Source organism: Streptomyces flavusporus (assembly GCF_046267975.1).
In the GTDB taxonomy this organism is placed as follows: domain Bacteria; phylum Actinomycetota; class Actinomycetes; order Streptomycetales; family Streptomycetaceae; genus Streptomyces; species Streptomyces flavusporus.
In genome coordinates this window covers 9895263-9919075 of the sequence record NZ_CP176503.1, presented here as the reverse complement: position 1 = coordinate 9919075, position 23813 = coordinate 9895263, and the positions used below count along the sequence as shown (strand labels likewise).

At 69.8% G+C, this 23813-nt stretch carries 24 protein-coding genes and 6 pseudogenes; 18 read left to right on the top strand and 12 right to left on the bottom strand.

Annotated features, from left to right (window positions below):
• Nucleotides 1–464: 464 nt before the first annotated feature.
• Nucleotides 465–869, bottom strand: a pseudogene (locus ACKTSN_RS46970) (NUDIX domain-containing protein); the annotation flags it as partial.
• A 37-nt stretch (nucleotides 870–906) separates the two neighbouring features.
• Here ACKTSN_RS46970 and ACKTSN_RS46965 point away from each other — a divergent pair.
• Nucleotides 907–2169 (top strand): IS701 family transposase, encoded by a 1263-nt coding sequence (locus ACKTSN_RS46965; protein WP_409467247.1) that lies wholly within the window; start codon nucleotides 907–909, stop codon nucleotides 2167–2169.
• A gap of 118 nt (nucleotides 2170–2287) precedes the next feature.
• Here the strand turns inward: ACKTSN_RS46965 and ACKTSN_RS46960 are convergent.
• The 3 genes and pseudogenes from ACKTSN_RS46960 to ACKTSN_RS46950 all read right to left on the bottom strand — a co-directional run.
• Nucleotides 2288–2428, bottom strand: a pseudogene (locus ACKTSN_RS46960) (NUDIX domain-containing protein); the annotation flags it as partial.
• Nucleotides 2425–3561, bottom strand: coding sequence for a tetratricopeptide repeat protein (locus tag ACKTSN_RS46955; protein WP_409474640.1), 1137 nt, complete (start codon nucleotides 3559–3561; stop codon nucleotides 2425–2427). The pseudogene ACKTSN_RS46960 and the gene ACKTSN_RS46955, both read right to left, overlap by 4 nt.
• Nucleotides 3562–3862: 301 nt before the next feature.
• Nucleotides 3863–4213: pseudogene (locus tag ACKTSN_RS46950) on the bottom strand (GmrSD restriction endonuclease domain-containing protein); the annotation flags it as partial.
• A 537-nt stretch (nucleotides 4214–4750) separates the two neighbouring features.
• Here ACKTSN_RS46950 and ACKTSN_RS46945 point away from each other — a divergent pair.
• Nucleotides 4751–5947 carry an IS110 family transposase gene (locus ACKTSN_RS46945; protein ID WP_409474639.1) on the top strand — a complete coding sequence of 399 codons (1197 nt, stop codon included), beginning with the start codon at nucleotides 4751–4753 and terminating at the stop codon, nucleotides 5945–5947.
• A gap of 8 nt (nucleotides 5948–5955) precedes the next feature.
• Here the strand turns inward: ACKTSN_RS46945 and ACKTSN_RS46940 are convergent, their stop codons facing one another.
• Nucleotides 5956–6864, bottom strand: a complete 909-nt coding sequence (locus tag ACKTSN_RS46940) for an MBL fold metallo-hydrolase (protein WP_409474638.1) — start codon at nucleotides 6862–6864, stop codon at nucleotides 5956–5958.
• 20 nt (nucleotides 6865–6884) lie between these two features.
• Complete coding sequence (locus ACKTSN_RS46935) at nucleotides 6885–8147, bottom strand: MFS transporter (RefSeq protein WP_409474637.1); 1263 nt, start codon at nucleotides 8145–8147, stop codon at nucleotides 6885–6887.
• A 144-nt stretch (nucleotides 8148–8291) separates the two neighbouring features.
• On the opposite strand from ACKTSN_RS46935, the gene ACKTSN_RS46930 reads away from it, so the two are divergent.
• The 6 genes and pseudogenes from ACKTSN_RS46930 to ACKTSN_RS46905 all read left to right on the top strand — a co-directional run bounded on the left by ACKTSN_RS46930 (nucleotide 8292) and on the right by ACKTSN_RS46905 (nucleotide 12255).
• Nucleotides 8292–8501: a hypothetical protein gene (locus tag ACKTSN_RS46930; RefSeq protein WP_409474636.1), complete on the top strand. Its 210-nt coding sequence runs from the start codon at nucleotides 8292–8294 to the stop codon at nucleotides 8499–8501.
• Nucleotides 8488–9876, top strand: coding sequence for an amidase (locus ACKTSN_RS46925; RefSeq protein ID WP_409474635.1), 1389 nt, complete (start codon nucleotides 8488–8490; stop codon nucleotides 9874–9876). The genes ACKTSN_RS46930 and ACKTSN_RS46925 overlap by 14 nt, the downstream gene beginning before the upstream one ends.
• A gap of 77 nt (nucleotides 9877–9953) precedes the next feature.
• Nucleotides 9954–10520, top strand: a complete 567-nt coding sequence (locus ACKTSN_RS46920; RefSeq protein WP_409474634.1) for a TetR/AcrR family transcriptional regulator — start codon at nucleotides 9954–9956, stop codon at nucleotides 10518–10520.
• A gap of 431 nt (nucleotides 10521–10951) precedes the next feature.
• Nucleotides 10952–11230: pseudogene (locus ACKTSN_RS46915) on the top strand (transposase); the annotation flags it as partial.
• Nucleotides 11136–11618, top strand: a pseudogene (locus tag ACKTSN_RS46910) (transposase family protein); the annotation flags it as partial. The pseudogenes ACKTSN_RS46915 and ACKTSN_RS46910, both read left to right, overlap by 95 nt.
• Nucleotides 11619–12129: 511 nt before the next feature.
• A complete protein-coding gene (locus tag ACKTSN_RS46905) occupies nucleotides 12130–12255 on the top strand; it encodes a hypothetical protein (RefSeq protein WP_409474633.1) in 126 nt (41 codons plus the stop codon).
• Between the two features lie 60 nt (nucleotides 12256–12315).
• Here ACKTSN_RS46905 and ACKTSN_RS46900 read toward each other — a convergent pair whose 3' ends face one another.
• From ACKTSN_RS46900 to ACKTSN_RS46880, 5 genes are all read right to left on the bottom strand, one after another.
• Nucleotides 12316–13017: a hypothetical protein gene (locus tag ACKTSN_RS46900; protein ID WP_409474632.1), complete on the bottom strand. Its 702-nt coding sequence runs from the start codon at nucleotides 13015–13017 to the stop codon at nucleotides 12316–12318.
• 135 nt (nucleotides 13018–13152) lie between these two features.
• Nucleotides 13153–13455 carry a transposase gene (locus ACKTSN_RS46895; RefSeq protein ID WP_409474631.1) on the bottom strand — a complete coding sequence of 101 codons (303 nt, stop codon included), beginning with the start codon at nucleotides 13453–13455 and terminating at the stop codon, nucleotides 13153–13155.
• Between the two features lie 484 nt (nucleotides 13456–13939).
• Nucleotides 13940–15145 (bottom strand): low temperature requirement protein A, encoded by a 1206-nt coding sequence (locus ACKTSN_RS46890; protein WP_409474630.1) that lies wholly within the window; start codon nucleotides 15143–15145, stop codon nucleotides 13940–13942.
• 32 nt (nucleotides 15146–15177) lie between these two features.
• Entirely contained in the window at nucleotides 15178–15510 is a 333-nt protein-coding gene (locus ACKTSN_RS46885) for a DDE-type integrase/transposase/recombinase (RefSeq protein ID WP_409475109.1), read from the bottom strand.
• A 130-nt stretch (nucleotides 15511–15640) separates the two neighbouring features.
• Complete coding sequence (locus ACKTSN_RS46880; RefSeq protein ID WP_409475108.1) at nucleotides 15641–16489, bottom strand: alpha/beta fold hydrolase; 849 nt, start codon at nucleotides 16487–16489, stop codon at nucleotides 15641–15643.
• Between the two features lie 1252 nt (nucleotides 16490–17741).
• Here ACKTSN_RS46880 and ACKTSN_RS46875 point away from each other — a divergent pair.
• From ACKTSN_RS46875 to ACKTSN_RS46855, 5 genes are all read left to right on the top strand, one after another.
• Entirely contained in the window at nucleotides 17742–18074 is a 333-nt protein-coding gene (locus tag ACKTSN_RS46875; RefSeq protein ID WP_409474629.1) for a hypothetical protein, read from the top strand.
• Nucleotides 18071–18241, top strand: a complete 171-nt coding sequence (locus tag ACKTSN_RS46870) for a hypothetical protein (protein ID WP_409474628.1) — start codon at nucleotides 18071–18073, stop codon at nucleotides 18239–18241. The genes ACKTSN_RS46875 and ACKTSN_RS46870 overlap by 4 nt, the downstream gene beginning before the upstream one ends.
• Nucleotides 18238–18513, top strand: a complete 276-nt coding sequence (locus tag ACKTSN_RS46865; RefSeq protein WP_409474627.1) for a hypothetical protein — start codon at nucleotides 18238–18240, stop codon at nucleotides 18511–18513. The genes ACKTSN_RS46870 and ACKTSN_RS46865 overlap by 4 nt, the downstream gene beginning before the upstream one ends.
• 30 nt (nucleotides 18514–18543) lie before the next feature.
• Complete coding sequence (locus ACKTSN_RS46860) at nucleotides 18544–18804, top strand: hypothetical protein (protein ID WP_409474626.1); 261 nt, start codon at nucleotides 18544–18546, stop codon at nucleotides 18802–18804.
• Between the two features lie 152 nt (nucleotides 18805–18956).
• Nucleotides 18957–19256 carry a hypothetical protein gene (locus ACKTSN_RS46855; RefSeq protein WP_409474625.1) on the top strand — a complete coding sequence of 100 codons (300 nt, stop codon included), beginning with the start codon at nucleotides 18957–18959 and terminating at the stop codon, nucleotides 19254–19256.
• A gap of 78 nt (nucleotides 19257–19334) precedes the next feature.
• On the opposite strand, the gene ACKTSN_RS46850 is transcribed toward ACKTSN_RS46855, so the two are convergent.
• Nucleotides 19335–19568 carry a hypothetical protein gene (locus ACKTSN_RS46850; RefSeq protein WP_409474624.1) on the bottom strand — a complete coding sequence of 78 codons (234 nt, stop codon included), beginning with the start codon at nucleotides 19566–19568 and terminating at the stop codon, nucleotides 19335–19337.
• Between the two features lie 188 nt (nucleotides 19569–19756).
• Here ACKTSN_RS46850 and ACKTSN_RS46845 point away from each other — a divergent pair, with 188 nt between their 5' ends.
• The 5 genes and pseudogenes from ACKTSN_RS46845 (at nucleotide 19757) to glpK (ending at nucleotide 23772) form a co-directional block, all read left to right on the top strand.
• Nucleotides 19757–20059 (top strand): integrin alpha, encoded by a 303-nt coding sequence (locus ACKTSN_RS46845; protein WP_409474623.1) that lies wholly within the window; start codon nucleotides 19757–19759, stop codon nucleotides 20057–20059.
• Between the two features lie 38 nt (nucleotides 20060–20097).
• Nucleotides 20098–20190: pseudogene (locus ACKTSN_RS46840) on the top strand (hypothetical protein); the annotation flags it as partial.
• A gap of 183 nt (nucleotides 20191–20373) precedes the next feature.
• The gene (locus tag ACKTSN_RS46835) at nucleotides 20374–21288 is read left to right on the top strand and encodes an FG-GAP repeat protein (protein ID WP_409475107.1); all 915 of its coding nucleotides are present in this window, start codon (nucleotides 20374–20376) and stop codon (nucleotides 21286–21288) included.
• A 127-nt stretch (nucleotides 21289–21415) separates the two neighbouring features.
• On the top strand, nucleotides 21416–22246 hold the full coding sequence (locus ACKTSN_RS46830; protein ID WP_409474622.1) for an MIP/aquaporin family protein: 831 nt from the start codon (nucleotides 21416–21418) through the stop codon (nucleotides 22244–22246).
• An 11-nt stretch (nucleotides 22247–22257) separates the two neighbouring features.
• Nucleotides 22258–23772, top strand: a complete 1515-nt coding sequence (glpK, locus tag ACKTSN_RS46825) for a glycerol kinase GlpK (RefSeq protein WP_409474621.1) — start codon at nucleotides 22258–22260, stop codon at nucleotides 23770–23772.
• Nucleotides 23773–23813: the final 41 nt, after the last annotated feature.

Sequence of the window (23813 nt, the reverse complement as noted above, 5' to 3'; positions counted from 1 at the left end):
GACGAATCGTCACGGAAGAAACTCGCTTGGTCATGAGATGGCTCCGGGCGCCGTCGTCGGAGCACCCCCGCGTCGGCGGGGAGGACCCCCTCTGTACGGCGCCCTGGTGGTGGTGCGGTGCGGACACCCCCGCCGACGCGGGGGTGTTCCAGGTGCGGCCACAGTCCTCGCAGCGCACCACCGGCGGCTGCCCGTCCCGACCGCGTCGGGTGGGCGCCGGGTTCCACGGCTCCGGTCGGGGTGGTGCTGCTACAGCCCGGGCCGTAGCCTGACCGTCCTCACCGAACAAACCCCGAACGGCCCGCCAGTCGAACTGACGAGCCGTCATGAAACTCGAGGTTAAACACTCCCGCCGGGCACAGCCGCGCTGTCTCTGCTGCGGAAGGTCTTCGACGCCGTCGAGAAGCTCGGGGTCGAGGTCTTGGCGCAGGATGCTGCCGTGGCGGAATCGCCGGCCACATCACGGGTACGCCGTCCCGGAGATACAGCAGCCGTCCCGTCCCCAGCGCGCGCATAGCCCCCTCGAACCGGCGTCGCGTTCGGTCCCGGAGGCGAACACCGGCTTCGTCCGGAGTTACGAACGCCACCTCGGACAGCTCGTCGTCGCGCGGGAGTAGCCGGTCGGCCTGGTCCTGGTCGAGAGTGCCGCCGTCGAAGATGAACGCGATCTGGTCGTCCCAGGGTCCATGTGGGGCGACCCAGTCCACCACCAGAAGACCCCGCAGGAGGACCCCGAGATCAAGTTCTTCGATCAGTTCTCGGCGCACCGCATCCTCCGGCGGCTCGTTGGCCTCCGCCATACCGCCGGGCAGGTCCCAGCCCGGTTTATAGGTCGGATTGACTAGTAGGGCTTTGTTAGGTACCCCGATTGATCATCGTCAGGTAGATTGTGATGTTCTGTCAGGTGTGACACCTGAGGAGATGGAGACGGTCCGCCCGCGCCTGGAGGCGTTCGCGGCGGAGATGCTCGGTTCGCTGGCGCGTCGGGACCAGCGGGCCAAGGGCGAGCTGTATCTGCGCGGGCTGATGCTGGACGGCAAGCGCAAGTCCATGCAGCCGATGGCCGAGCGCCTGGGCGTGGACCACCAGCAGCTGCAGCAGTTCGTCTCATCGTCCACCTGGGACTACTCCAAGGTCCGTGAGCGGCTGGCCCGTTGGGCTGCCGCGCACATTTCTCCCGAGGCGTACGCGATCGATGATGTCGGCTTCCCCAAGGACGGCTACGACTCACCGGGGGTGGCGCGGATGTACTGCGGCGCCCTGGGTAAGCGCGGCAACTGCCAGGTCGGCGTCAGTGTGAACCTGGTCAGTGACCGTGCGTCATCGGCTGTCGACTGGCGCCTGTTCCTGCCCGAGAGCTGGGACGACACCAAGTACGGCGAGGACGCGCTGATGGCCGAGGCGATCCGGCGCCGCCGCGCCAAGGCGGGAATCCCGGACACCGAGCGGCACCGGGAGAAGTGGCGCCTGGCGCTGGACATGCTCGACGAGGTGCGCGACAACTGGGAGTTGCCCGACCTTCCGGTCGCCGCCGACGCCGGATACGGCGACGCCACCGGCTTTCGCGAGGGCCTGACCGAGCGCGGCCTGACCTACGCGGTCGCGGTCAAAGCCACCACGACCGCGCACCCCGGCAATGCCACACCCCAACGCCCGCCGTACTCCGGGCAGGGCCGCCCTCCCGTGTCCGCCTACCCCCAACCGCACACCACCCTGCGCGCCCTGGCCCTGGCCGTCGGCCGAGCGGCCACCCGCACCGTCACCTGGCGCCAGGGCAGCAAGGCCACCAGACGCAACCCGAACGCCGAGATGCGCTCGCAGTTCCTGGCCCTGCGGGTCCGACCGGCCAACCGCACCATCCGCCGCGCCGCCGACGGCTCCCTGCCCGACTGCTGGCTGCTCGTCGAGTGGCCACCCGACTCCGCCGAGCCAACCGACTACTGGCTCTCGACGCTTCCCGCCGACACCCCACTGCGCGAACTGGTACGAATCGCCAAGATCCGATGGCGAGTTGAGCACGACTACCGCGAGCTCAAGGACGGTCTGGGCCTGGACCACTTCGAGGGCCGCAACTACCTCGGCTGGCACCGCCACGTCACCCTCGCGTCCCTCGCCCAGGCCTTCTGCACCATGCTCAGGCTCGACCCAAAAGCCCCTGCGCCGGCCTGACCCTCTACGCGGTCCTCCGCGAACTCCAGGCCCTCCTGGCCACCTGGACCGGCGCCTGCTCGATATGCGGCCAACCCGCACCAGCACCCGAACCCCACCACAGGACCTAACAAAGCCCTACTAGGAGCACGCGCCCGGCCGGATCGCGTAGCAGCACGTCAGCGGCGACGCGCTTGCGGGCTTGCTTGGCGTTTCCCTCCGCAAGGTAGGCGTTCCACGCCTCGGGGTCGGCAGGGGTGGGTGTCTTGGTGGTCCTCATGCGGTGGCGCCTCCCGGGGACGGCGGGATCAGATCGGCCAGCAGGAGCATTCTGGCGCGGCGTGCGTCATCGAACCGCACCAGGTACTCCCGGACCGGCCCGTACGACCGGTGCGGCTCCAGCAGCCGGCGCAGCTCGTCGAGCTGCTGCACGACCCGGACAGAGCTCAGGGTGGGGCTCGTGCTGAGGAGGTCGTGACCGGCGCTCACGGCGGCGTCCAGGTCGCCGCGGCGTACGTGGATGTCCACCAGGGTGATCCGGGACAACGCCAGCGACCGCGCCCGGCCCGCCTCCCGCAGCGCAACAGCCTGTTCGGCATGCGTCAGCGCCTGGTCGTACTGCTCCAGGTCGCGCAGGATCAGCGCTGACTCACTGGCCGGCGCGGCGGCGTCGAACGGGCTTAGCCACGGGTGATCAGCGGCAGCTACTCCTTCGAGGTCGCGCCGGGCAGCGTCCAGCGCGCGGGCGGCCGGGGTGAGCTGCGCCGCGACGGCCAGGGCCCGCGCCCGCATAGTGTTCAGCCGCGCCGTCAGGGCGGGAATCCGTGGCCCCTGCGCCGTGAGGTCGAGCCCGGTCCGGGCCCAGCCGACGGCCCCCGCAGCGTCCCCGATCTGGAGTGCCAGGTGGCTGCTGCTCGCGGCGACGTGCGCGGCCAGCGGGAGGTCACCGGATGTGCGGGCCAGCGGGAGCGCGCGGGCGAAGTGCTGGGCGGCGCGGTCATCGTGGCCAGAGTCGTGGGCCATCCACCCGGCCATCTCGGTCAGCGCCGCCGCAGCGGCGAACACCCGCGGCCCGCTGCTGACGTCGACCAGCCGGGGCGCCACCCGGTCCGACAGATGCCGCACGACCGCCCCGTACAACCGGCCGCCGCCGGCCTGCCGGTCAGCGCTGCGGAAGTGATCCATCGCCACCAGGTCGTCACCGTCCGGCGGCGGATGGTCCGCCCACTGGTGCTCGGCAACCGCCGGCGCAGGCTCCCACGACCGGCGAGCCAGGCCCAGCAGATGACCAAGGATGTGAAAGGCGTCCGCGATCTGCTCGAACACGGCCAGCTTCTCCACGCGGCTCTTGCCGTTCATCGAACGCCCGCACAGGCCGGGGCAGTGGAAGGGCGCCGCAGCCCCAGTGATCACGAGGGTGATGGCGGTCGGCTGCTGCTCGGCAAAGAGGTCCTACACCCACCGACGAACGGGAACGGACCTTGATCGACACCGTCTGTCCCGAGGAGATCGACGGGGCGGCCAATCCCGGCCACCGGCCTGGTGAACGCAGTCACGTGAGGAGCACAAGATGCCCAGCGAGCCGGATGCCCCCTCCTCGAAGAGACCCCTAGTCACGCTGAGGCCGAATTGAGGCGTGGGTCGCCTTCTCTCCGGCGGAGGGAGAGCCCTTCTTCCTGCAGCGGGAGGTCCCCCCATGCGGCTACTTCTCCTGTCAAGAGGGAGACGCGGGTTCGAATCCCGCCGCCGGCTCCGGCCTTTCCGTTTCGTCGACAGCAAGGCTCCAGCGCAGCTTCGTGCCCACCCACTCGGAGACGTAACGGCAGTGCACGTCGCCGACTGGCGGCAGCCACTCGGCCGGGTCCTGGTCGGCCTTGCTGCGGTTCGAGCGGGCAGTCACCGCGACCAGCGACTCCTTCGCGCCCTGGTCGTTGGCGTACCGCTCGCGGCGCTGCGCCGTCCAGGCCGACGCGCCGCTGTCCCGGGCTTCGGCGAGGGACACCATGTGGTCGATGTCCAGGCGGGAGGCCGACGTCACCCAGGTCGCGTCGTAGTACGACCACCGGCACATCGGGTTCCGCCTGCGCATCCGTGCGTTCACGCACCGCCGAACACCGGTATGGCTTGGGCGGGTTGGCCCGTGTACAGGCCGTCGCCGCTGCGCGAGGCGGCGGCCGCCATGAGCGTCGCCGGGAGCCGACCGGCACAGGGCCGGAGACCTCCTCGTACGCAACCTGGCAACGACCACCACCGGGCCCGCAGTCTCCGCCCTCCCGACCCCCACAGCGCAGTGGGATCGATCTCCCCGGCCAGGACGCCGCCGATCGTCCTGGACGCACATCCCCCACGGCTGGTGGCCGGTCTGTCAGGCGGCTCTACCGTCTTGATCGGGTTGATCGAGCCATTCGTAGGGTTGGGTCGCCCAGGGGTGCTGGGTGTGGCTATCAGGCGGCTGCCGTCTCGTGGCTTGCCTTGCTTCGCCGCCCGGCACCCCACGACGACTCGGCCGCTGATTAGGAAGTGCGAACAAGTCGCTGTGTAGAGCAATGCCGGCGAGGTCGTCCGTGGCACGCACAGTAGGAACAAGTACGTCAGGAGCACGATGAGCCGGATATGGGCGGGGATCAACAGCGGCAAGAGCCACCATCACGGCCTCGCCCTGGATACCGAAGGCAAGACTCTGCTGTCGCGGCGGGTCGCCAACGACGAACCCGAGCTGCTGAAACTGATCGGCAACGTCCTCGACCTGGCCGACGGCCGCCCGGTCACCCGGGCCATCGACATGACAGGTGGGGAGCCCGCCCTGCTGCTGGCCTTGCTGATCAACCACGGCCAGGAAGTCCTCTACATGCCCGGCCGACTGGTGAACCGGGCCTCCGACGGCTACCGCGGTGAGGGCAAGACCGATGCCCGCGACGCCTACGTCATCGCCGACCAGGCCAGGATGCGCCGCGACCTGCGGCCCATCCGCCCCGGCGACGAAGCCGCCATCGAGCTCAAACTGCTGACCGGACGCCGGGCCGACCTGGTCAAGGACCGCACCCGCGCAGTGAACCGCCTGCGCGGCACCCTGCTGAGCATGTTCCCCGCCCTGGAGCGGGCCTTGGACGTGACCAACACTGGGCCTCTCAGGCTGCTGACGGGCTACCAGACCCCGGCCGCGATCCGCCGCGCCGGGGTCTCGCGACTGACCACCTGGCTGGCCAACCGCAAGGTCCGCAACGCGAGATCCCTGGCCGAGGCCGCGGTCGAGGCCGCCGAGCGCCAGCACACCGCCGTCCCCGGGGAGAAGACCATCGCGAAGCTGGTCCACACCCTGGCCGAGGAGGTGATGGCCCTCAATCAGCAGGTTTCCGAGATGGACAAGCTCATCGAGGGCCGGTTTCGCGAGCACGAACTTGCCGACATCCTCCTGAGCGTCCCCGGCATCGGCGCCGTGCTCGGTGCGGAGTTCCTCGCCGCTGTCGGCGGCGGCCTGGAGGAATTCGACTCGCCAGATGCTCTGGCGGCCTTCGCCGGAGTCGCCCCCGCACCTCGCGATTCGGGCAAGGCCAGCGGCAACCTCCACCGGCCAATCACCTACCACCGCAGGCTCCAGCGGGTGTTCCACACCTCCGCGCTGGTCAGCGTCCGCTGCGACCCGAACTCGCGGAAGTTCTACGACCGCAAACGCGCGGAGGGGAAGAAGCACATCCAGGCCGTGCTCGCCCTCGCCCGCCGACGCGTCAACGTTCTGTGGGCCCTGATCCGTGACCGACGGTGCTATCAAGTCGCACCTCCAGCGACTGCAGCTGCTTGACAACGGCATTAGGAAGCGGGGACTGGGGAGAGCCGGTAGGCGTCGCCGTGGGTGATCACGCGGCCGGCGGTGGGCGGCGGGAAGTGGCTGCCCAGCACGAGGGCGCCGGTGCCGGCGAGCGAGCCGAGCAGCTTGCGGCGTGAGGCCTCGGACTGCTGCGGATCGATGTCGACGCAGGAGCCGATGGAGGGGTGGGCGAACTGGACCGGGTGGTGGATGCAGTCGCCGGTGACCAGCGCCGTCTCGGCCTGGCTGGTCAGCTGGACGGCGATGTGGCCGGGGGTGTGCCCGGGGGTGGGGATCAGGCGCAGGCCGGGGGCGATCTCGGCGCCCTCGGCGGGGACGTCGACGGTGTCGAGCAGTCCCGCCTCCTCGACCGGGATCACGGAGTCGCGGAACATCTGCTTGCGCGGCTCGTCCATGTCGTAGCCGGCCCAGAACTCCCGCTCGACGCGGGAGGTGATGTAGCGGGCGTTGGGGAAGGTGGGGACCCACTCGCCGTCCACCTCCCGTGTGTTCCAGCCGACGTGGTCGGTGTGCAGGTGGGTGAGGATCACCAAGTCGACGGTTTCCGGCGCGAACCCGGCGGCCGTGAGGCGCTCGAGGTAGTCGGTCCTCAGGTCGTGCCAGGCGGGGTTGGCCCGCGTCTTGCCGTTGCCGATACCGGTGTCCACCAGGACGCGCAGTCCACCGACGGTGAAGGCGAAGCTGTGGCTGTCGATCTGCAGGATGCCCTCGTGGTCCGCGAAGTCGGGGCGCAGCCAGTCCTGTTGGCTGACGACGTCCGTGGTGGCGTCGGGCAGCAGCCAGGGGCCGGTCGCGGGCGGCAGGAGGACTTCGTCGATGCGGTGGACGATCACGTCGCCCACGGTCCAGGAGGGCACGGCGGTGGTCTTGTCGGCCGGCAAGATGCTCATGGTCGTTGTTCCCTTCTTCTTCAGCGGAGGTGGTCTGCTGCGGTGTGGACTGCCTTGCGCCGTGACACGGTGAGTGCTGCCACCGCCGCCACGGCGAGGAGGGCGGCGGCCACGGCGTAGGCGTGGGAGGCGGTCCGCAGTCCGAAGTGCTGGGTTGCGGCGCCCGCGGCGATGGCGGGCAGGCTCATGGACAGGTAGCTGAGGACGTAGTAGGCGGCCGGGGTCGCGGCACGGTCCCGTTCGTGGAGCGGGGCGAGCAGCATGCGCAGCGCGCCTTGGGAGACGGCGCCGAAGGCGACGCCGGCCAGGGCGGCCCCACCGTAGACGGCGGGCAGCCCGGCGCCGTGCAGACCGAGCAGGCTCAGGGCCGCGGACGGAATGACGGCCAGGCTTCCGCCGGTGGCGGCCGCGAACGGCGCGGTGCGACGCAACGTCCACACGGTGAGCGCGGCCGCCGCGCTGACGGTGAAGAAGACCATGCCGCCGATGGCGTGCGAGGCGCCGGGCGCCACGAGGCGCACGAGCGCCGGCCCGAGGGAGGAGTAGAAGCCGCCCAGTGCCCAGATGGCGACGACTCCGGTGCCGGCCGCCAGCACGACGCGGCGGGCCGACGGCGGCACGGCGAGCTGCGGCCGCAGGGAGCGCAGTGCTCCGGCGTGCGGGTGGGCCGTCTCCGTGGTGAACGTGACCGCGATCGCCTGGGCGGCGAAGAGTGCCGCCAGGAGGACGTAGACGGTTGACGTGGGGGCGGGGGCAAAACGAACCAGGAGGGTGGCGACCAGTACGCCGGCGGCCATGCCGGCGACCGGGGCGATGCTGTTGGTCAGGGCTGACCGGCCCGGACGCCGGGGGTCCTCCAGGTCGAGGAGGGCGGCGCCCGCGGCGCTGGTCGCAGCGCCCGTGGCCGCTCCCTGCAGAACCCGGGCTGCGATCAGCTGGCCGACGCCGTCCGCCGAGGCCAGGAGCACCATGGACGCGGCCTCCAGGACCAGGGCGCCCACCAGGACGGGGCGCCGTCCCAGGTGGTCGGAGAGCGCTCCGACGGTGAGCAGAGCCACCAGCAGCGTCAGAGAGTAGGCGCTGAAGACCACGGTGACGGTCAGGGCGGTCATGCCCCACTCGTCCTGGTACAGGGGGTACAGGGGCGTCGGCGCGCTGGACGCCGCCAGGAGGGCCGCCAGGATCGACGCGTCGAGGGCGAAGGCCGCGGTGTGGTTCGCCGTGCAGGTGCGGGCGGTCGCGTAGGGACATCGCGCGGGTGCGCCTGATGTGACGCCGGACATGGGACTCCTTCCCCGCTAAACGCAACAGGTTTGCTTTAAGTCACCGTAGGCCCTAAGGTCGATTAAAGCAAACCGTTAGCTTTTGGCGGGGGCTCCGTCGCGCCAGACCGTTCAGTCGTCCCGCCCGATCAGGAGAGAACGCTCATGTCCGCCGATGAACTGACACCGCCGGAGGCGGCCCGCTGGGCCGACCGTGCCGGGCTCCTGCTGCCGGCCGAGCGCCACGCCGCGGTGGCCGCCACCGCCAACCACATCCACTCCGTCGTCGCGGTCCTGCGAGAACTGGACTTCGGCGACACCCCGCCTGCCGCCGCCTACCGTGCGGGAGAGGAGAAGAACGATGCAGCCGTATGAGCTGTCCCTCGCCGCAGCAGCGGACGCGATCCGGGCCCAAGAGCTGTCCCCGGTCGAGCTGGTGGGCTCCGTACTCGACCGCATCGAGAAGGTGGAGCCGCGTCTGGAGGCCTACGTCACCGTCACCGCGGAGCAGGCCCGCCGGGCGGCGCGCGAGGCCGAGCAGGATGTCGCGGCCGGCGGGCTGCGCGGCCCGCTGCACGGCATCCCCATGGGGCTGAAGGACCTGATCGACGTCGCCGGCGCGGCCACCACGGCCAGCTCGCGGGTCCGCGCCGACCACCGCGCCGAGGCCGACAGCACGGTCGCCGCCCGCCTGACCGCAGCCGGCGCGGTCCTGATCGGCAAAACCCACACGCATGAGTTCGCCTACGGTCTGACCACCCCGCAGACCAACAACGCCTGGGACACCGGCCGGGTCGCCGGCGGCTCCAGCGGCGGGTCCGCCGTCGCCGTCGCCGCGGGCACCGCGACGTTCGCACTGGGCACGGACACCGGCGGATCGATCCGCGTGCCCTCCGCGCTCAACGGCGTCGTCGGCCTCAAGCCGACCTACGGCCTCGTCCCCCGCCACGGCGTCACGTCGCTGTCCTGGTCGCTGGACCACGTCGGGCCGATCACCCGTACCGTCGAGGACGCGGCGCTGGTCCTCGACGCCCTGGCCGGGTACGACCCCCGCGACCCCGCCTCCCTCGCCGCGTCCGCCGCGCACCACCGGCCGGGCGGGAGCACGGACCTGACGGGCCTACGCGTCGGAGTGCCGAGCAACTACTACTTCGATCACGTCGACCCCGAGGTCGAGGCCACCGTCCGGCGCGCCATCGACCGTCTCGAGAGCCTCGGTGCCCGCCTCGTCGACGTCGAGATCCCCATGACGCGCTACATCCAGGCCACTCAGTGGGGCCTGATGGTCCCGGAGGCCACCGCCTACCACGAGCGCACCCTGCGCGCCGTTCCCGAGCTGTACCAGGCGGACGTACGCATCCTCCTCGAGGCCGGCGAACTGATGCCCGCCGGGGACTACCTGCGCGCCCAGCGCTCCCGCACCCTCATGCGCCAAGCCTGGGCCCGCGTACTGGACGACGTCGACGTGATCGCCGCCCCGACGGTTCCGGCGACCGCGGTGAAGGCCGACCAGAACACCCTCACCTGGTCCGACGGCACCGTCGAGGGCGTCTCCGACGCCTACGTACGCCTCTCGGCCCCCGCCAGCATCACCGGGGTGCCCTCGCTGTCGGTACCGGTCGGCCACGACACGGCCGGCCTGCCGATCGGCATGCAGCTGCTAGGCCGACCCCTCGGGGAGCCCGTACTGCTGCGGGTGGGCCACGCCTACGAGCAGACACAGCCCGCGCGCGAGCCGGCGACGGTGTGACGAAGGGCGAACATGGCAATGGCCGGGTGGCCGGAGCCCGACCGCTTGAAGCAACAAATTTGCTTTAAGCTGGTTCCATGAGTCGAAAACCGATGGTGCGCCCCGGCGGGCGCAGCGCCAGGGTTCAGGCGTCGGTGCACGCCGCCGTACGCGAACTCGAGGTGGAGGTCGGCCGGGACGCGCTGACCGTCCCCCTGGTGGCCAACCGCGCCGGAGTCACCCCGTCGACGATCTACCGCCGCTGGGGCGACCTGCAGGAGCTGCTGTCGGACGTGGCGGTCGAGCGCCTGCGGCCCGAGACGGCACCGCAGGACAAGGGGGATCTGCGGTCCGATCTCGAGGCCTGGGCCGAGCAGTTCCTCGAGGAGATGGCCGCCCCCACGGGCCGTGCCTACATCCGCGACGCCCTGCTCGGCGACCCGGACGGCAGCAACGCCGGCCAGTGCTCGGCCTACGCGGCCGAGCAGATCGACGTCATCCTCGCCCGCGCGGCCGACCGAGGGGAGAGCACACCCGACGTCGAAACGGTCCTCGACCGCGTCGTCGCCCCGGTGATGTACCGCATCCTCTTCCGCCCGGACGGTCTCGACGCCGCCTACGCGCGTCAGCTCGTGACAGGGCTCCTCGGCTCGACCGAGCGATGACACTGCGCCTCGGTCCTCCATCGCGCCCGGGACGGCATTTGTCCGTCCCGGACGCGATGGAAGGGAGCTCCCGCATGGGCGATATCTGCATCACCTACAGTGCAGGCCGACCACGCTGATCGAGACCCCGCTGGCATGCTGTCCGGACATGATCGGAAAAGCGAAAGTGCCTCCTGAACTGGGAAGATGAGGCTTGTCGAAGGTCTCTGTCAGCACAGTAGGAAGGCACTCTCTGCGTGCACACTACCGGGTCACGCCCCAGGCTCGTTGTCTCGGCCGACGGTCGCGGGATGGTCAACACGCCGGATCCCGCTTGCTGGCCGATCTCGCAGATGCCACCGGCCTGACCGGCGCCTTCAGCGACGCGCTGCGCCGGCTTCGGCCCCGCGGCACTGCGCACGGCCCGGGCCGTCACGCGGGAGGTCGCCAGGTTGCAAGCAGCCGAGACCCGGGCAGGGATACCGGCTTCGCGGGCCGGTGGACGCGACCTGTCCGTCCTGGTCCTGGACATCGACGCCACCCTGGTCACCTGCCACTCGGACAAAGAGCAGGCGGCGGCCACCTACAAACGCGGCTTCGGCTACCACCCGATCCTGTGCTTCCTGGACAACACCGGTGAAGCCCTGGCCGGCCTGCTCACAGCGGGCAACGCCGGAGCCAACACCGCCGCCGACCACATCACCGTCCTGGACGCGGCCCTCGCCCAGATCCCCGACGCCCACCGCCGCAGTACCGACCTGCTCATCCGCACTGACAGCGCCGGAAGCGCCAAAGCTGCTGACCTACATACGCGGCCTTGGCGAGCGTGGCATCCACACGTTCTTCTCGGTAGGGCATTCCGTCACCATCCCGGGCCCTCTGGGCCAACTCACCGACGCCGCACCGACCTCACGCGATGGCCTCCCCAGCCTGCTGACCTGCCTGGCTCAGGTGCCCGACCCTCGCCGGCACCAAAGCCAGCGTCACCCGCTCGCCTTCGTCCTGTCCCTGACCGCGTGCGCGGTCCTGGCCGGAGCGAAGTCCCTGGCCGCGATCGCGAAGTGGGGCGCCGACGCCCCGCCCCACAACCTGGCCCGGCTCGGTGGACCGTGCCGGGAACCGGACCGCGGCCCCGTCGCCCCAGCTGAGGCCACTGTGCGCCGCGTTCTCCAACGCACGCTTCCTCATCGAGGAAAAACACGCCCATTACATCGCGCTGATCAAGGGCAACCAGCCCACCCTGCACCGGTGGCTGGAGGCCCTGTCATGGCGGGAGGTGCCACTCCTGGACAAGACCCGGGCCACTGCGCACGGCCGCGACGAGATCCGCCGGATCAAGGCCGCCGCCGTCACCGGATCGCGTTCCCACACGCGGTGCAGGCCGTCCAGATCATGCGCCGCCGACGGGTCGTCACCACCGGCAAGGTCTCCCTGGCACGCATCTACGGGGTAACCGACTTGACGGCGGAGCAGGCCGACGCAACCGAGATCGCCCGCCGCGTCCGCGACCACTGGGGCATCGAGAACAAGATCCACCACGTCAGGGACACCACGTACGCCGAGGACGCTCCCCCAGGCTCCGCCCGGGGGCACCCCCACCCGCGTACGCACCGGCACCGCCCCACCCGCCATGGCATCCCTGTGCAACCTGGCCATCGGCGCCCTCCGCCTGACCAACTGCGACAACATCGCCGCCGGACTGCGCAGACACTCCCGCCACACCACCCGGCCGCTGACCACCCTCGGCATCACGTGATCAAACCAGCCGCAACGCCGCCGTCTGCCGGGCCGCACAGAACCGGTTTCGCCCGGCGATCTACGCCGGGACAAGGACGGTAAGCCATTCCGCTTCACGTGCCCGGTACCCGTAACGATCCATCAGGCCCGACACGATCGCCGGGACGTGGCGGGCTCCGTAGACGATGGCCACCCGGATCGGCTCGTCGGCGCGCTCCGCGTGGATCTCGCCGAGCGCGTCGAGCAGCCGTTTGTCGCGCCGATCGGTCATCGCATGCTCCACAGGATCGTCGGCCATCATCTCCGCCCGCAGCGTCGACGGCAGATCGTCGACTACCAGGTCCTCATCGAGGAAAGCGCGCGGACCGCGCAGCGCGAATACCAGGCCCATCACGGGAGCCGCGGCCATGAGAAGCAGGTACGTCCACCGCGGCAGTGTCTTCAGGTCCGCGATCGCCTCCGCCGCGGTCACATCCGGGTTGATAACCGGCACGGACTCGGGAAGCAGCAGCTCATCGTGCTGCTCCTGCAGGCCGTTGCGCCGAAGCCGTGGGGTGAACCGGTAAGCAAGCGTGAGGGCACTCACTCCGACCGATTTCCCTCGGATTCCCTCCATGACTATGAAGTCGCATTCCCTGAGCCTGATGCGGACCTGGGAGTAGAACGTCGGCGAAGCCACATGCAGCATCGGGAAGATCACGAATTCAAGGGGCTTCCCTGTCCGCCTCATGGTGATCACAGCAGATCGGACGGCATACCCGGTCACCTCGATGATCTGCATGATTTCCCCCGCGAACCTCGCCCGGTTTCCCTTCCACCTGCACCAGGACACGAGCCCGCCCAGGGCCGCGGTTCCCTTGCGGCACAAGCCGTGCCACCGGGCAGTGGGGTATCGAGTACAAGATCCACCACGGCATCACGTGATCAAACCGGCCACCACGCGAAAACGACGCAGCCCTGGGTCCAGGGGCCGTTCCTTGAACGCGTCGAGTTCGGCGTCCGGCTCACGCAGATCCGCGACACTTCCGATGTGGAGATCTTGCTGTCCGCCCCGAGTTGCTTTGACCAGGTCGTCGACCGAGCGGGTGGACACGCCGTGCACGTAGGCCTCGATCAGCTCCTGCAGGACGCGCTCGCACAGCACCCTGAACGTCTCAACTCCGCCGGCAATACGGAGTGCCTGAAGCAGCCGCATCAGATCAGAGTGGGACAAGGCCATCGTGTGCTCCTCCGGTCGAACTGCCCGTTCACCAGGGAGACTTGCGCGATGGCCTGCCCGTGTTCAGGGAGCACTCAACCACAGCGGATGCACGCCCCGAGCAGACACCCGCGCATTCCAGACGCCCGACCGGGCCACACCACTCGGCGGGTCACGATCGCGCCGCCCCGCCCTGAATCTCGCCAACTGGTGCCGTAGCAGGCAGCGTTCGCCCTGCAGGTCGTGACGCGCGTCGGTCGATGTCCGCAGTCGGCCGGCGTAATCGAGGGACATGGCTGCCCGGCCTGCCATCGGCTCCGCCGCCACGACGATACGCTCGCGCGTTGCCACACCACGTCTTCCACAACCAGGCCGCCGGATTCCACCTCGCTTTGATCAACCTCATGACCCGCCGTCGCACCGGCGAGCCGCTCCCACGCGGCGGGGCACCCAACCCCCTACCAACCGCACATCTCGCGATGAAGCAACGGGACGAGGCGCCCTCTCAGACTTTGGAGAGGGCCGCCCAACGACGGGAGTGCAAGACTTCTTCCACGGCGACCCCTGCGGCCATCGTCAGCCCGGCCACCAGCACCGCCCAACTGCCGCAGAAGGTGCTGGCCAGCACCAGCAACATGCTGATCGGCAGCACCGCATGCTCAGCACGTCCGCTTTTCGCATGCCGGGAGTGGATCAGATAGGTCGCCAGCAGGAACAGTGCGGTCGGCACGGTCACGGCGGCCGCCGCGACCGTCTGGGAGATGTGCGCCTTGTGCACGGCAAGCTCGACGGACACCTCCAGGCCCGCGCCGATGGCCGCGGCCGAGCCGAAGATGAAGTAGTGGCCTTGGCCCCACAGAATCGCCCGTGCACTGGTATTGAGGTGTTCGTGCACGGGGAGGGAGAAATACGTCCAGTACGCGGAGAAGACGATGAGGAGACCGCCGAAGGTGATGGGCAACAGCTCGCCGATCGCTGAGAACTCGTCGAGCGCGGTCTGCACTGCCACCGTCGCAGCCAGGATGGACTCGCCGAGCACGATGATGGTGAAGAGTCCGTAGCGTTCGGCGATATGCCGTGGGTGCCAGTTGGTCCGCTGTCTTCGCTCGGCGAAGGAGGGCACAGACAGGTCCGCGGCGGCCATCAGTATGTATCCCCACCGCCAGACCCCGGCCGGCAGGAACAACGCCACGAAGACCCAGCCGATCTGGGTGATGACGAGTCCCACCGCGTAGCGCAGCGCCGTGGTCCGTACCGCCCCGGTCGAGTTGCGCGCGGCGCGCAGCCACTGAAAGGTGAGAGCGATCCGCATGATGATGTAGCCGACGACCGTCACGGAGTAGTCGCTGTGGTCGAAGGCCCGCGGCACGCCGGCTGCCAGCACCAGGACGCCGAAGATCTGGACGAAGGTCGCGATGCGATAGGGAACGTCGTCGGTGTCGTAGGCCGAGGCGAACCAGGTGAAGTTCGCCCAGGCCCACCAGATGGCGAAGAAGACGAAACAATATCCGACGATCCCGTGAACGGGATGGTTCTCGGCCATCGCATGCGCCAGCCGGACGCCGGCTTGGGCCACCGCCACCACGAAGCACAGGTCGAACAGCAACTCCAAAGGGGTCGCGGCCCGGTGCGGCTCGTCGGGGTCACGGGGGCGCATCCGGACCAGGGGCCGGAAGCGCCTGACAGGCGGGGAAGTATGGTGGTCGCTCATCGGTGAATCGCAATCAATGGCGGTCTGCGTACTTATGTCGGCGCCGGCGCCGCACCATGCCATGGGCCGGCGCTGTCACGTTGTTGGGTGGGCAAGTGTCTGAGGTTCGAGGTGCGGTCATGTGACAGCGGTGCTCGACCGAGGACATGAAAAAGCGGTGGCCCCACCGTAGGAGCGAAGCTTGTCGGTGGGTCCGCGGCACCGTCGGCGGTCTTCTTGACCGGCCTGCGGAGGAAACGCCTGGCCGTCGCCTTGTCCCGACGGTCCTGCATGAGGATGTCCAGCACCGTCTGGTCCTGGTCAGCAGCGCGCCACAGGTACCACAGCCCGCCATTGATCTTGACAACCTCGTCCAGGTGCCACATGTCGACCGGCCAGAGCCTTGCGGGGCACTGTCCACGGACGGCCCCTCGCAGCGTGACCAACCAGAAGATCACCCCACCCGGTCAGTCACCGTGACAGTGCCCACCCGGCCTCACATCGCGGTGCGAGCCGTCAGCGAACCGTCCGCGCCGCGTCCTCGATGAAGTCAGCGACCACATCCGGCTCAGAGACCGTCACGGCGTGAGAGGCGTCCACCTCCTTCACGTGGGCATCGGCTCGCTTAGCCATGAACATCTGGGCCTTCGGGGGGATGTTGAGGTCCTCGTCGGCCACGAGGACCCAGGCCGGGATGCTCTTCCACGCCGGTGCGCCGGACTTCTCGTCCAGGGCGGCCAGCGTCACCGGACGCTGGGTGACCGCCATGCCCTCGGCGGTCTTCCGCGAGACATCGTGGGCGAACTGCTCGTGGAACTTCTGCTCCTGGATGTAGACGTCCAGGCCCTGTGTGCCGTCGGGGTTGTTGATCGGGACAGTGCGCACCGCCTGGGGAAGCGTGCTGCCCTCGAACTTGGCCGCCAGCTCATTGGCGCTCTCGCCCTTGTCCGGGACGAAACCCGCGAGGTAGACAAGCGCCTTGACCTTGGGGTTGCCGGTGGCGGCATTGGTGATGACCGCACCGCCGTAGGAGTGGCCCGCAAGGATGACCGGACCGTCGATGCTGTCCAGGATGTTCTTCACGTACGTGGCGTCGCTGCTCAGCCCGCGCAGCGGGTTGGCCGCGGCGACCACGGGGTAACCGTCGTCCTTCAGCTCCTCGATGACGCCGTTCCAGCTGGTGGAGTCGGCGAAGGCGCCGTGCACGAGAACCACGGTCGGCTTGCGATGGCGGGACGCGGACGACCCCTCGTCGGCCTGCGACGTGCCGATCGTGGTGGCGAGGAGAGCGGCCGCGACGCCACCGCTCGCTATGAGGGTGATTGCGGTACGGCGGCCGCGGCGGTGACGGGACGGGGTCTTCATCATGGAACCTTTCCAGAGCTGTTCGGCTCTGCTCATATCTCTGGTAGTGCGGGATCCGAGCCGGCTCAATCGACCGACCGGTTCTGCGGGAATGGTCTGTAGCACAGTCAGTCAGCGCCGTGGGTGCCGCCCGGCGAAGTGGCGCAGGGCGGGGACCCGGTCAGGCAGTGGTCCGAGCGGCCTCGTCGATCAGGCGCGCGACGTCACCGGGCCGTGACACTCCGACGGCGTGCGAGGCGGTGGCCTCGAAGACCGTGGCCTTGGCGCGCTCGGCCGTCCAGGTCCGCGTCTGCGGCCAGATCCACGCCGCTGAAGCTGGAAGAGTCCGCGAACGCGCCGTGCACCAGAACCACGGTCGGGCTTCTGCTCGGTCATGGGTACCTTCACTCATAGCGGGCGAACTCTTCGTACGCGGGACTGCTTTGCCGAGGTCGTCATTGCGCCTCAGCTATCGGCCTACGCGCATCGAGTGCGGGAGTGCGACGCCGGCCTACGTCGCACTCACGCTCCGGGCGGGCCCTGGATGGCCCTGCGGGAAAGGACGGTGCAGACAAGCGCCCGTAGGCCGGGGGGCAGTCAGGTGCCCAGTGCCTCGCGCAGGACCTGGACGGCCCGAGTGGTGGCGGGGACAACTGGGTGCCGCTTACAGGGTTCAGCATCACGAAGTCGTGCGGATTTGGCGGTACCGAACCCTGGTGGCCGCAACGCAGAGCTGGGTGAGCTTGCGGGTGTGCGCCGCTCTGGTCGCGCAGTGTCTCGTTCTCGCCGTCGACGACCAGGGCTGGAGGCACGCCTGGAGCTGCGGGCCCCCTTTACACGGAGCCGGTAAAGCAGCGGCGGCTCAAGCGTCGCGTGAGTAACAGCCTGAGTGGCGGACTTGTGCCCGTCGTCTGGAGCGCACAGCGCTCCAAGCGCCCCATCCACCGGCATCGACGCCGTCCACCGCCCCCGGAAACGTCCAGCATCCCGGCAACGACCGGCCAACCGTGCTCCATGTTCGCTCCATCAGAAGTCCGGGACACCCTTTCACTCAGTAGGACAAGACTGCAGCCGGATGTGTGACAGCTGTCGAAGAAGGCTGCACCGGCCCAGCTCCCCGGTGCTCACACGCGGCGGGTGCTGGCCCCGCGCGGCTCCACGGCGGTACACAGCCTGGTGACTGCCCCACCCCCGCCCCCCCAACGGGCGAGGGAGCCGGACGGGAACGGGCAGCGGTACAGCGAACACCCCCGGCTCCCTCAGCGGGCCCCGCGTGAGTTCCCGTGCGGCCCGCTGGTACAAGATCCGGCTCGAGCAGCCGGAGGAGCACCGTCACCCGGAGAAGGAGCGCATCGACGGGACCGACTTCTACGGCGAGCAGCAGTTCCGCGCCTCCTACACGTGGTTACAGGAGGAGAAGAAGAGCAAGGTCCTCAAGGCCGGCCCCGAGCTGTACCAGCTCGACCCCGAGACCGTCGTCTCCATCAACACAGCCGCCCAGTTGCTGAAGTTCAGCGGACCCTCCGTTATCCGCACGTACCGGCAGGCGAATCCCGGCTACTTCCCGGAGCCCGTCGGCGAGGTCGAGGGACCACCGGCCGCATGATCCCCGGCTTCCGCGCCGGCGACCTGCAGCCCTTCGACACCAAACGCACCGGGGACAAGCTCGGCAAAGCCGGCCGCCGTCCCGGGCCGCAGCCCGAGGCGCCCGTCGGCCGGCCCTCCGCCCTCGAGGAGATCCTCGGCCGAGATGACCGCCCGCGCCGGCGGTGAACCGCTCACGGCCACGCAGCTCGCCGAGCAGTTCGCCGCCGAGGCGATCGACCGCGACGGCTACCGCCCCGGGGCTGGCCGCGCAGCTCAGCGTCCAGTACGGCGGCCCGCAGAGGTCCTGGGAGTACGTCGTACGCAACGCCCTCCAGCACCGCGCCGCCCCACTCGGAAGCCAACTCGCCGCCTCCCCCGCCCGCGAGCCCGGAGGCAGCCCCGACGTCTGGTCGCGCGCGGTGAACGCGGCACGCAGGTTCACCGACCCCGCCACCTGATCAGTCCTCACCAGCCGAAGGACAAGCCCGATGCCCAGCTACCAGCTCCGCGACACCACCACCCGTCAGCTCCTCGCCCGGGACCTGGCCGACTACGCCGCGGCCGAGGCCGCCCTGGACCGCCTCGACGACGAACTGGAACACGGCCTCGCGGCCAACGGCGAAGGCGCCGGACGCATCCGGCTGCGCCTCGACATCGAGAAGGTCACCGACGGCACCGCAGAGGCCGTCGGACACCACGTGCTCCTCCTCGGTGTCGACGACCACACCGACCCCCTGCCGACGCTGTAGCCGACGGAGCTTGCCCATGACCCGCGACACGCCGCCCGGGAAGCCGGTACCCCGCTCCCATACGCTGCGCCGCGCCGCCTCACGGCCTCAGGCGGACGTCTTCCGCCCGCGGCCAGGACGACCGCCGCGCCCGGCGGACCGCTGGCTCCGCCATGGAGGATCTCCTGGACCGGCACCACGCGCACCCCTTGTCGTACGCGCAGATGAAGAGGACCCAGACGGTCACCGCGCGCATCCCGATCGCCGCGGACCCGATGCTCGGCTCCGTCCTGGTCCGCGAGCCCACCATGCCCTCTTCACTGTCGATGGGGGCGTTCCCGTGGGATGCCGAGCCGCCCGCGCGGCGCAAGAAGGTGGGGAACTGGTTGCACCGCCACTACGTCCCCGGGCCGCTCTCGACCGCCCCATGGGAGGAACTCGCCCGGCACGTGCTCGAGGCCGACGACCACTAGCCGACACTGGAAGGCGCTGCAGGAACTCGCCGGCCGCAGCGACGACTTCGATCCTCATCATGCCGCCGCATGGGGTGGTCACTTCGCACAGGCCCGCGCCACAGCGGCGACGCTCGCAGCCTCCGGATCCTCGACATCACGCTCACCCGGTACACCCGTGAGATCCAGCTCGCCGACCTGCCCGACGACATCACCACCGCGTTCGTGGGCCACTTGGAGGCGGCGGGCCTGTACTACTGGATCCCCGTCCACGAGAACGCGGGAATGCATCTGCGAGTGGGCGGCGGCCGGCTGCTGACCGCGTCGGCCCACGTTCGGAACCTCGCCGGCTCCCGGAGGCAGGCCTCGCCACACCGGTCCCCACGCGGCCGACCGCGACTCCCCTGCCTGGCACACCCCTTCGGCCCACTCCCGGGTCCAACAGGCGGCGGCGGGGGACGGGCCCCTCGCCGGCCCCCGCCACTCCGCGCCCGGCCATGCGCGATCCCGGGAGCCACACCGTGCGCAGCAAGCGCCCCACCAGCAGACGCAGGACGAGCCGGACGACCACCACGGCCGCCGCGACCGTACTGCTGACGATCGGCGCTACGATCACCGTGACGACCTCTCCGGCCCCCGCCGCCCCCGCGCCCATAACCCACGACGACTTCAACAGCAACGGCTACCGCGATCTCGTCGTCTCCGCCCCCGGCGGCACCGTCAGCGGCAAGAAGGGCGCCGGCTACGTCGCCGTTCTGTACGGCTCGGCGACAGGGATCTCCACCTCCCGGCGGGCGACTTTCAGCATGAGTACCCCGGCGTAGAAGGTCTCGCCCAAACCGGCGACCGGTTCGGGCAGTCCACCGCCACGGCCGATGTGGACCGCGACGGCTACGACGACCTCGTCGTCGGCGCACCCGGCAAGGACATCGGCTCCGCCGTCGACGCGGGCTCGGCCACAGTGCTGTTCGGCTCCGCGACCGGGCTGCACGCCACCGACAGCCGATGGCTGCGGGAGATCACCCCGGTGGCGGGCAACCGCTTCGGGACGGGACTGGCCGCCGGCTGGTTCAAGGTCGACGACTCGGCGGTCGCCATCATCTCCAAGAGCACCTTGTGGGCCTTCAGCTTTGAAGTCATGTCCTACGGCCGGGTCATGAGCTCGGACTACAGCGCACTGTCCTTGTACGTGCCCGCGGTCTTCCGTCCCGCCTCGCTCACCATGGGCGACTACAACAAGGACCGCGCGGACGACCTGGTCATACTCGGAACCGGGAGCTACGGCAAGGCGGGCCTGTCCGGCAGGGCCGTCTACGTGTCCGGTGGACGCGGTGGGTGGGCGGACCGCTATGAGATATCCGGCGGCGGCCCGGTCGGCGCCTCGGGCGACGTCAACAAGGACGGCTACACCGACCTCGTCGTGGGCTCCCCCACCGAGCGCGACTCCGCAGGCAACCCTTCCGGCGCCGGTGTCATCTACGTCCACTTCGGCGGACCCGGCGGCCCGGGCAGCCCGGCCGGCGGCTCCAACCGCCAGTTCTGGACCCAGAACTCCCCCGGCGTCCCGGGCATCAACCGGGTCGGCGACCGCTTCGGCGGTGCCGTCACCGTCGGTGACATCAACGGTGACGGCTACGGCGACGTCGCGATCGGCGCCCCGGGCAACGACATGGGCACCGCCCTCGACGCGGGCACCGTCTGGGTGATGCGCGGGTCCGCCACCGGCCTGACCACCAACGGCATCCGCACCCTCAGCCAGAGCCCCAGGGCCGTCCCCGGCACTCCCGGGAAGGCCGACCAGTTCGGCGGCGCGCTGCGGCTCATCGACGCCGACCGTAACTTCAGGGCCGGCCTGATCGCCTCCGCCCCCGGCGAGGACACCAACGACGGCCGCGTCTGGGTCTTCCCCGCACCAGCGCCGGCCTCTCCACCAACCGCTCATGGGCCTTCGACGGCGGCACGCTCCGGCCCCCACCGCCGACGCCCGTTTCGGGGAGACGCTCGCCCCTCATGGCCGTTGAGGGCTACTGACGAAATGGAGCTCTTGGGGTGACGGAATACGTGGCGGGGCGTTGGGCCGGGGCGCCGCCACGCATCCGGGCGCCGGGTGCCGGGTGCCGGTTCACCCGATTGGGCCGCCTGCGGAGGCCGCTCGCGCCCGCGTCGGGGACGATCTGAACATGTCGGAACCTACGTCCAAGGCACGCCTCGTCGGCGAACTCTCGGCCGAGTTCGCCGGCACCATGATCCTCATTCTCTTCGGATGCGGTGTCGTCGCACAGGTCGTCGCCGGTGGCGCGCTGACCGACGGTGGGTTGGGTGACCACGACAGCATCGCCTGGGGCTGGGGTCTCGGCGTCGTCTTCGGTGTCTACGTGGCGGCGCGGGTCAGCGGCGCCCACATCAACCCCGCGGTCACCCTCGCGCTCGCGGCCTTCAAAGGCTTCCCGTGGAGCAAGGTCCTGCCGTATGCGCTGGCCCAGACGGCGGGCGCCTTTGTCGCTGCCCTGCTGGTGCGCTGGAACTACAGCGAGGTGCTGGCGAAGGCCGACCCCGGCCACACCGACAAGACGGAGATCGTCTTCTCCACCCTGCCGGGCAACGGCGGTCTCCCGATCAGCCAGTTCGGGGCCTTCCGTGACCAGATCATCGGCACTGCCCTGCTGGTGCTGCTGATCTTCGCGGTCACCGACCTGCTGAACACGCCGCCGGGTGCGAACATGGCCCCGTTCATCATCGGCCTGATCGTCGTCGTCATCGGCATGGCGTGGGGAACCAACGCCGGCTACGCGATCAACCCGGCCCGTGACCTCGGCCCCAGGCTGGCGGCGTTCCTCACGGGCTACGGAGGCGCTTGGCGTGATCAGTACGGCGACCTCTACTTCTGGGTGCCGATCGCCGGACCCCTGATCGGCGGCCTGGTCGGAGCGTTGCTCTACCGCCTGTTGATCAGCCCCCACCTGCCGGTCGCCGAGCAGGAGCCCGGCCGGGTGCCCGCGCCGGACGAGTGAGAGGGAGGACCATGCCTGAATTCGTTGGCGCGGTGGACCAAGGAACCACCAGCACCCGCTTCATGATCTTCGACCACGACGGCAACGAGGTCGCACGCCACCAGCTCGAACACGAGCAGATCTTTCCCCGCTCCGGCTGGGTCGAGCACGACCCCGTGGAGATCTGGGAACGTACGAACTCCACGATGCAGAACGCCGTCCGTCTGGGTGGCCTGTCCGCCGCCGACTTGGCGGCCATCGGGATCACCAACCAGCGGGAGACCACGGTCATCTGGGACCCCAGCACCGGTCAGCCGTACTACAACGCGATCGTCTGGCAGGACACCCGCACCGACTCGATCGCCGCGGCGCTGGAGCGGGAGCACGGCGACCTTGTCCGGCGCAAGACGGGGCTGCCACCGGCGACGTACTTCTCCGGCGGCAAGATCAAGTGGATCCTGGAGAACGTCGACGGTGTCCGAGAGGCCGCCGAGGACGGCCGGGCCCTCTTCGGGAACACGGACGCCTGGGTGCTGTGGAATCTCACCGGCGGTCCGAACGGCGGCATCCACGCCACGGACGTCACCAATGCCAGCCGCACCATGCTGATGAACCTGGAGACCCTCGACTGGGACGACGAGCTGCTCGACATCTTCGGCATCCCGCGCGCCATGCTCCCGGCCATCAACCCGTCCTCGCACCCGGAGGCGTTCGGGACCACCCGGACGACCCGTCCGCTGCGGACCGCCGTACCCATCACCGGCGTCCTCGGGGACCAGCAGGCGGCCACCGTCGGCCAGGTCTGCTTCCGCCCGGGCGAGGCGAAGAACACCTACGGCACCGGCAACTTCCTGGTCCTCAACACGGGCACGGAGATCGTCCGGTCCAGCACGGGCCTGCTGACCACGCTGGCCTACCAGTTCGGGGACGCCCCGGCGGTGTACGCGCTGGAGGGGTCCATGGCGGTCACCGGGTCCGCCGTGCAGTGGCTCCGCGACCAGATGCGGATCATCTCCTCCTCCGCCGAGGTCGAGACACTGGCTCGGCAGGTGGAGGACAGCGGCGGCATCTACTTCGTACCGGCCTTCTCCGGCCTGTTCGCGCCCTACTGGCGCTCCGACGCCCGGGGGGCGATCGTCGGTCTCGCCAGGTTCCACACGAACGCACACCTCGCCAGGGCGACCCTGGAGGCCATCTGCTATCAGAGCCGCGACGTGGCCGAGGCGATGGAGCAGGACTCCGGGGTGACACTCGACGTGCTGCGGGTCGACGGCGGCGTCACCGCCAACGACCTGTGCATGCAGATCCAGGCCGACATCCTCGGCGTACCGGTCAGCCGCCCGGTCGTCGCCGAGACCACCGCGCTCGGCGCCGCCTACGCGGCGGGGCTCGCCACCGGCTTCTGGGAGAGCACCGACGAGCTCCGCCTGCACTGGCACGAGTCGAAGCGGTGGGAGCCGCAGTGGAGCGACGAGCAGCGGGAGAAGGGCTACGCGGGCTGGAAGAAGGCCGTGGAACGCAGCCTCGACTGGGTCGAGGTCGAATAACCGGGACTCCGGGCGCCTGCATGGTCAGAAGTTCTCAATGA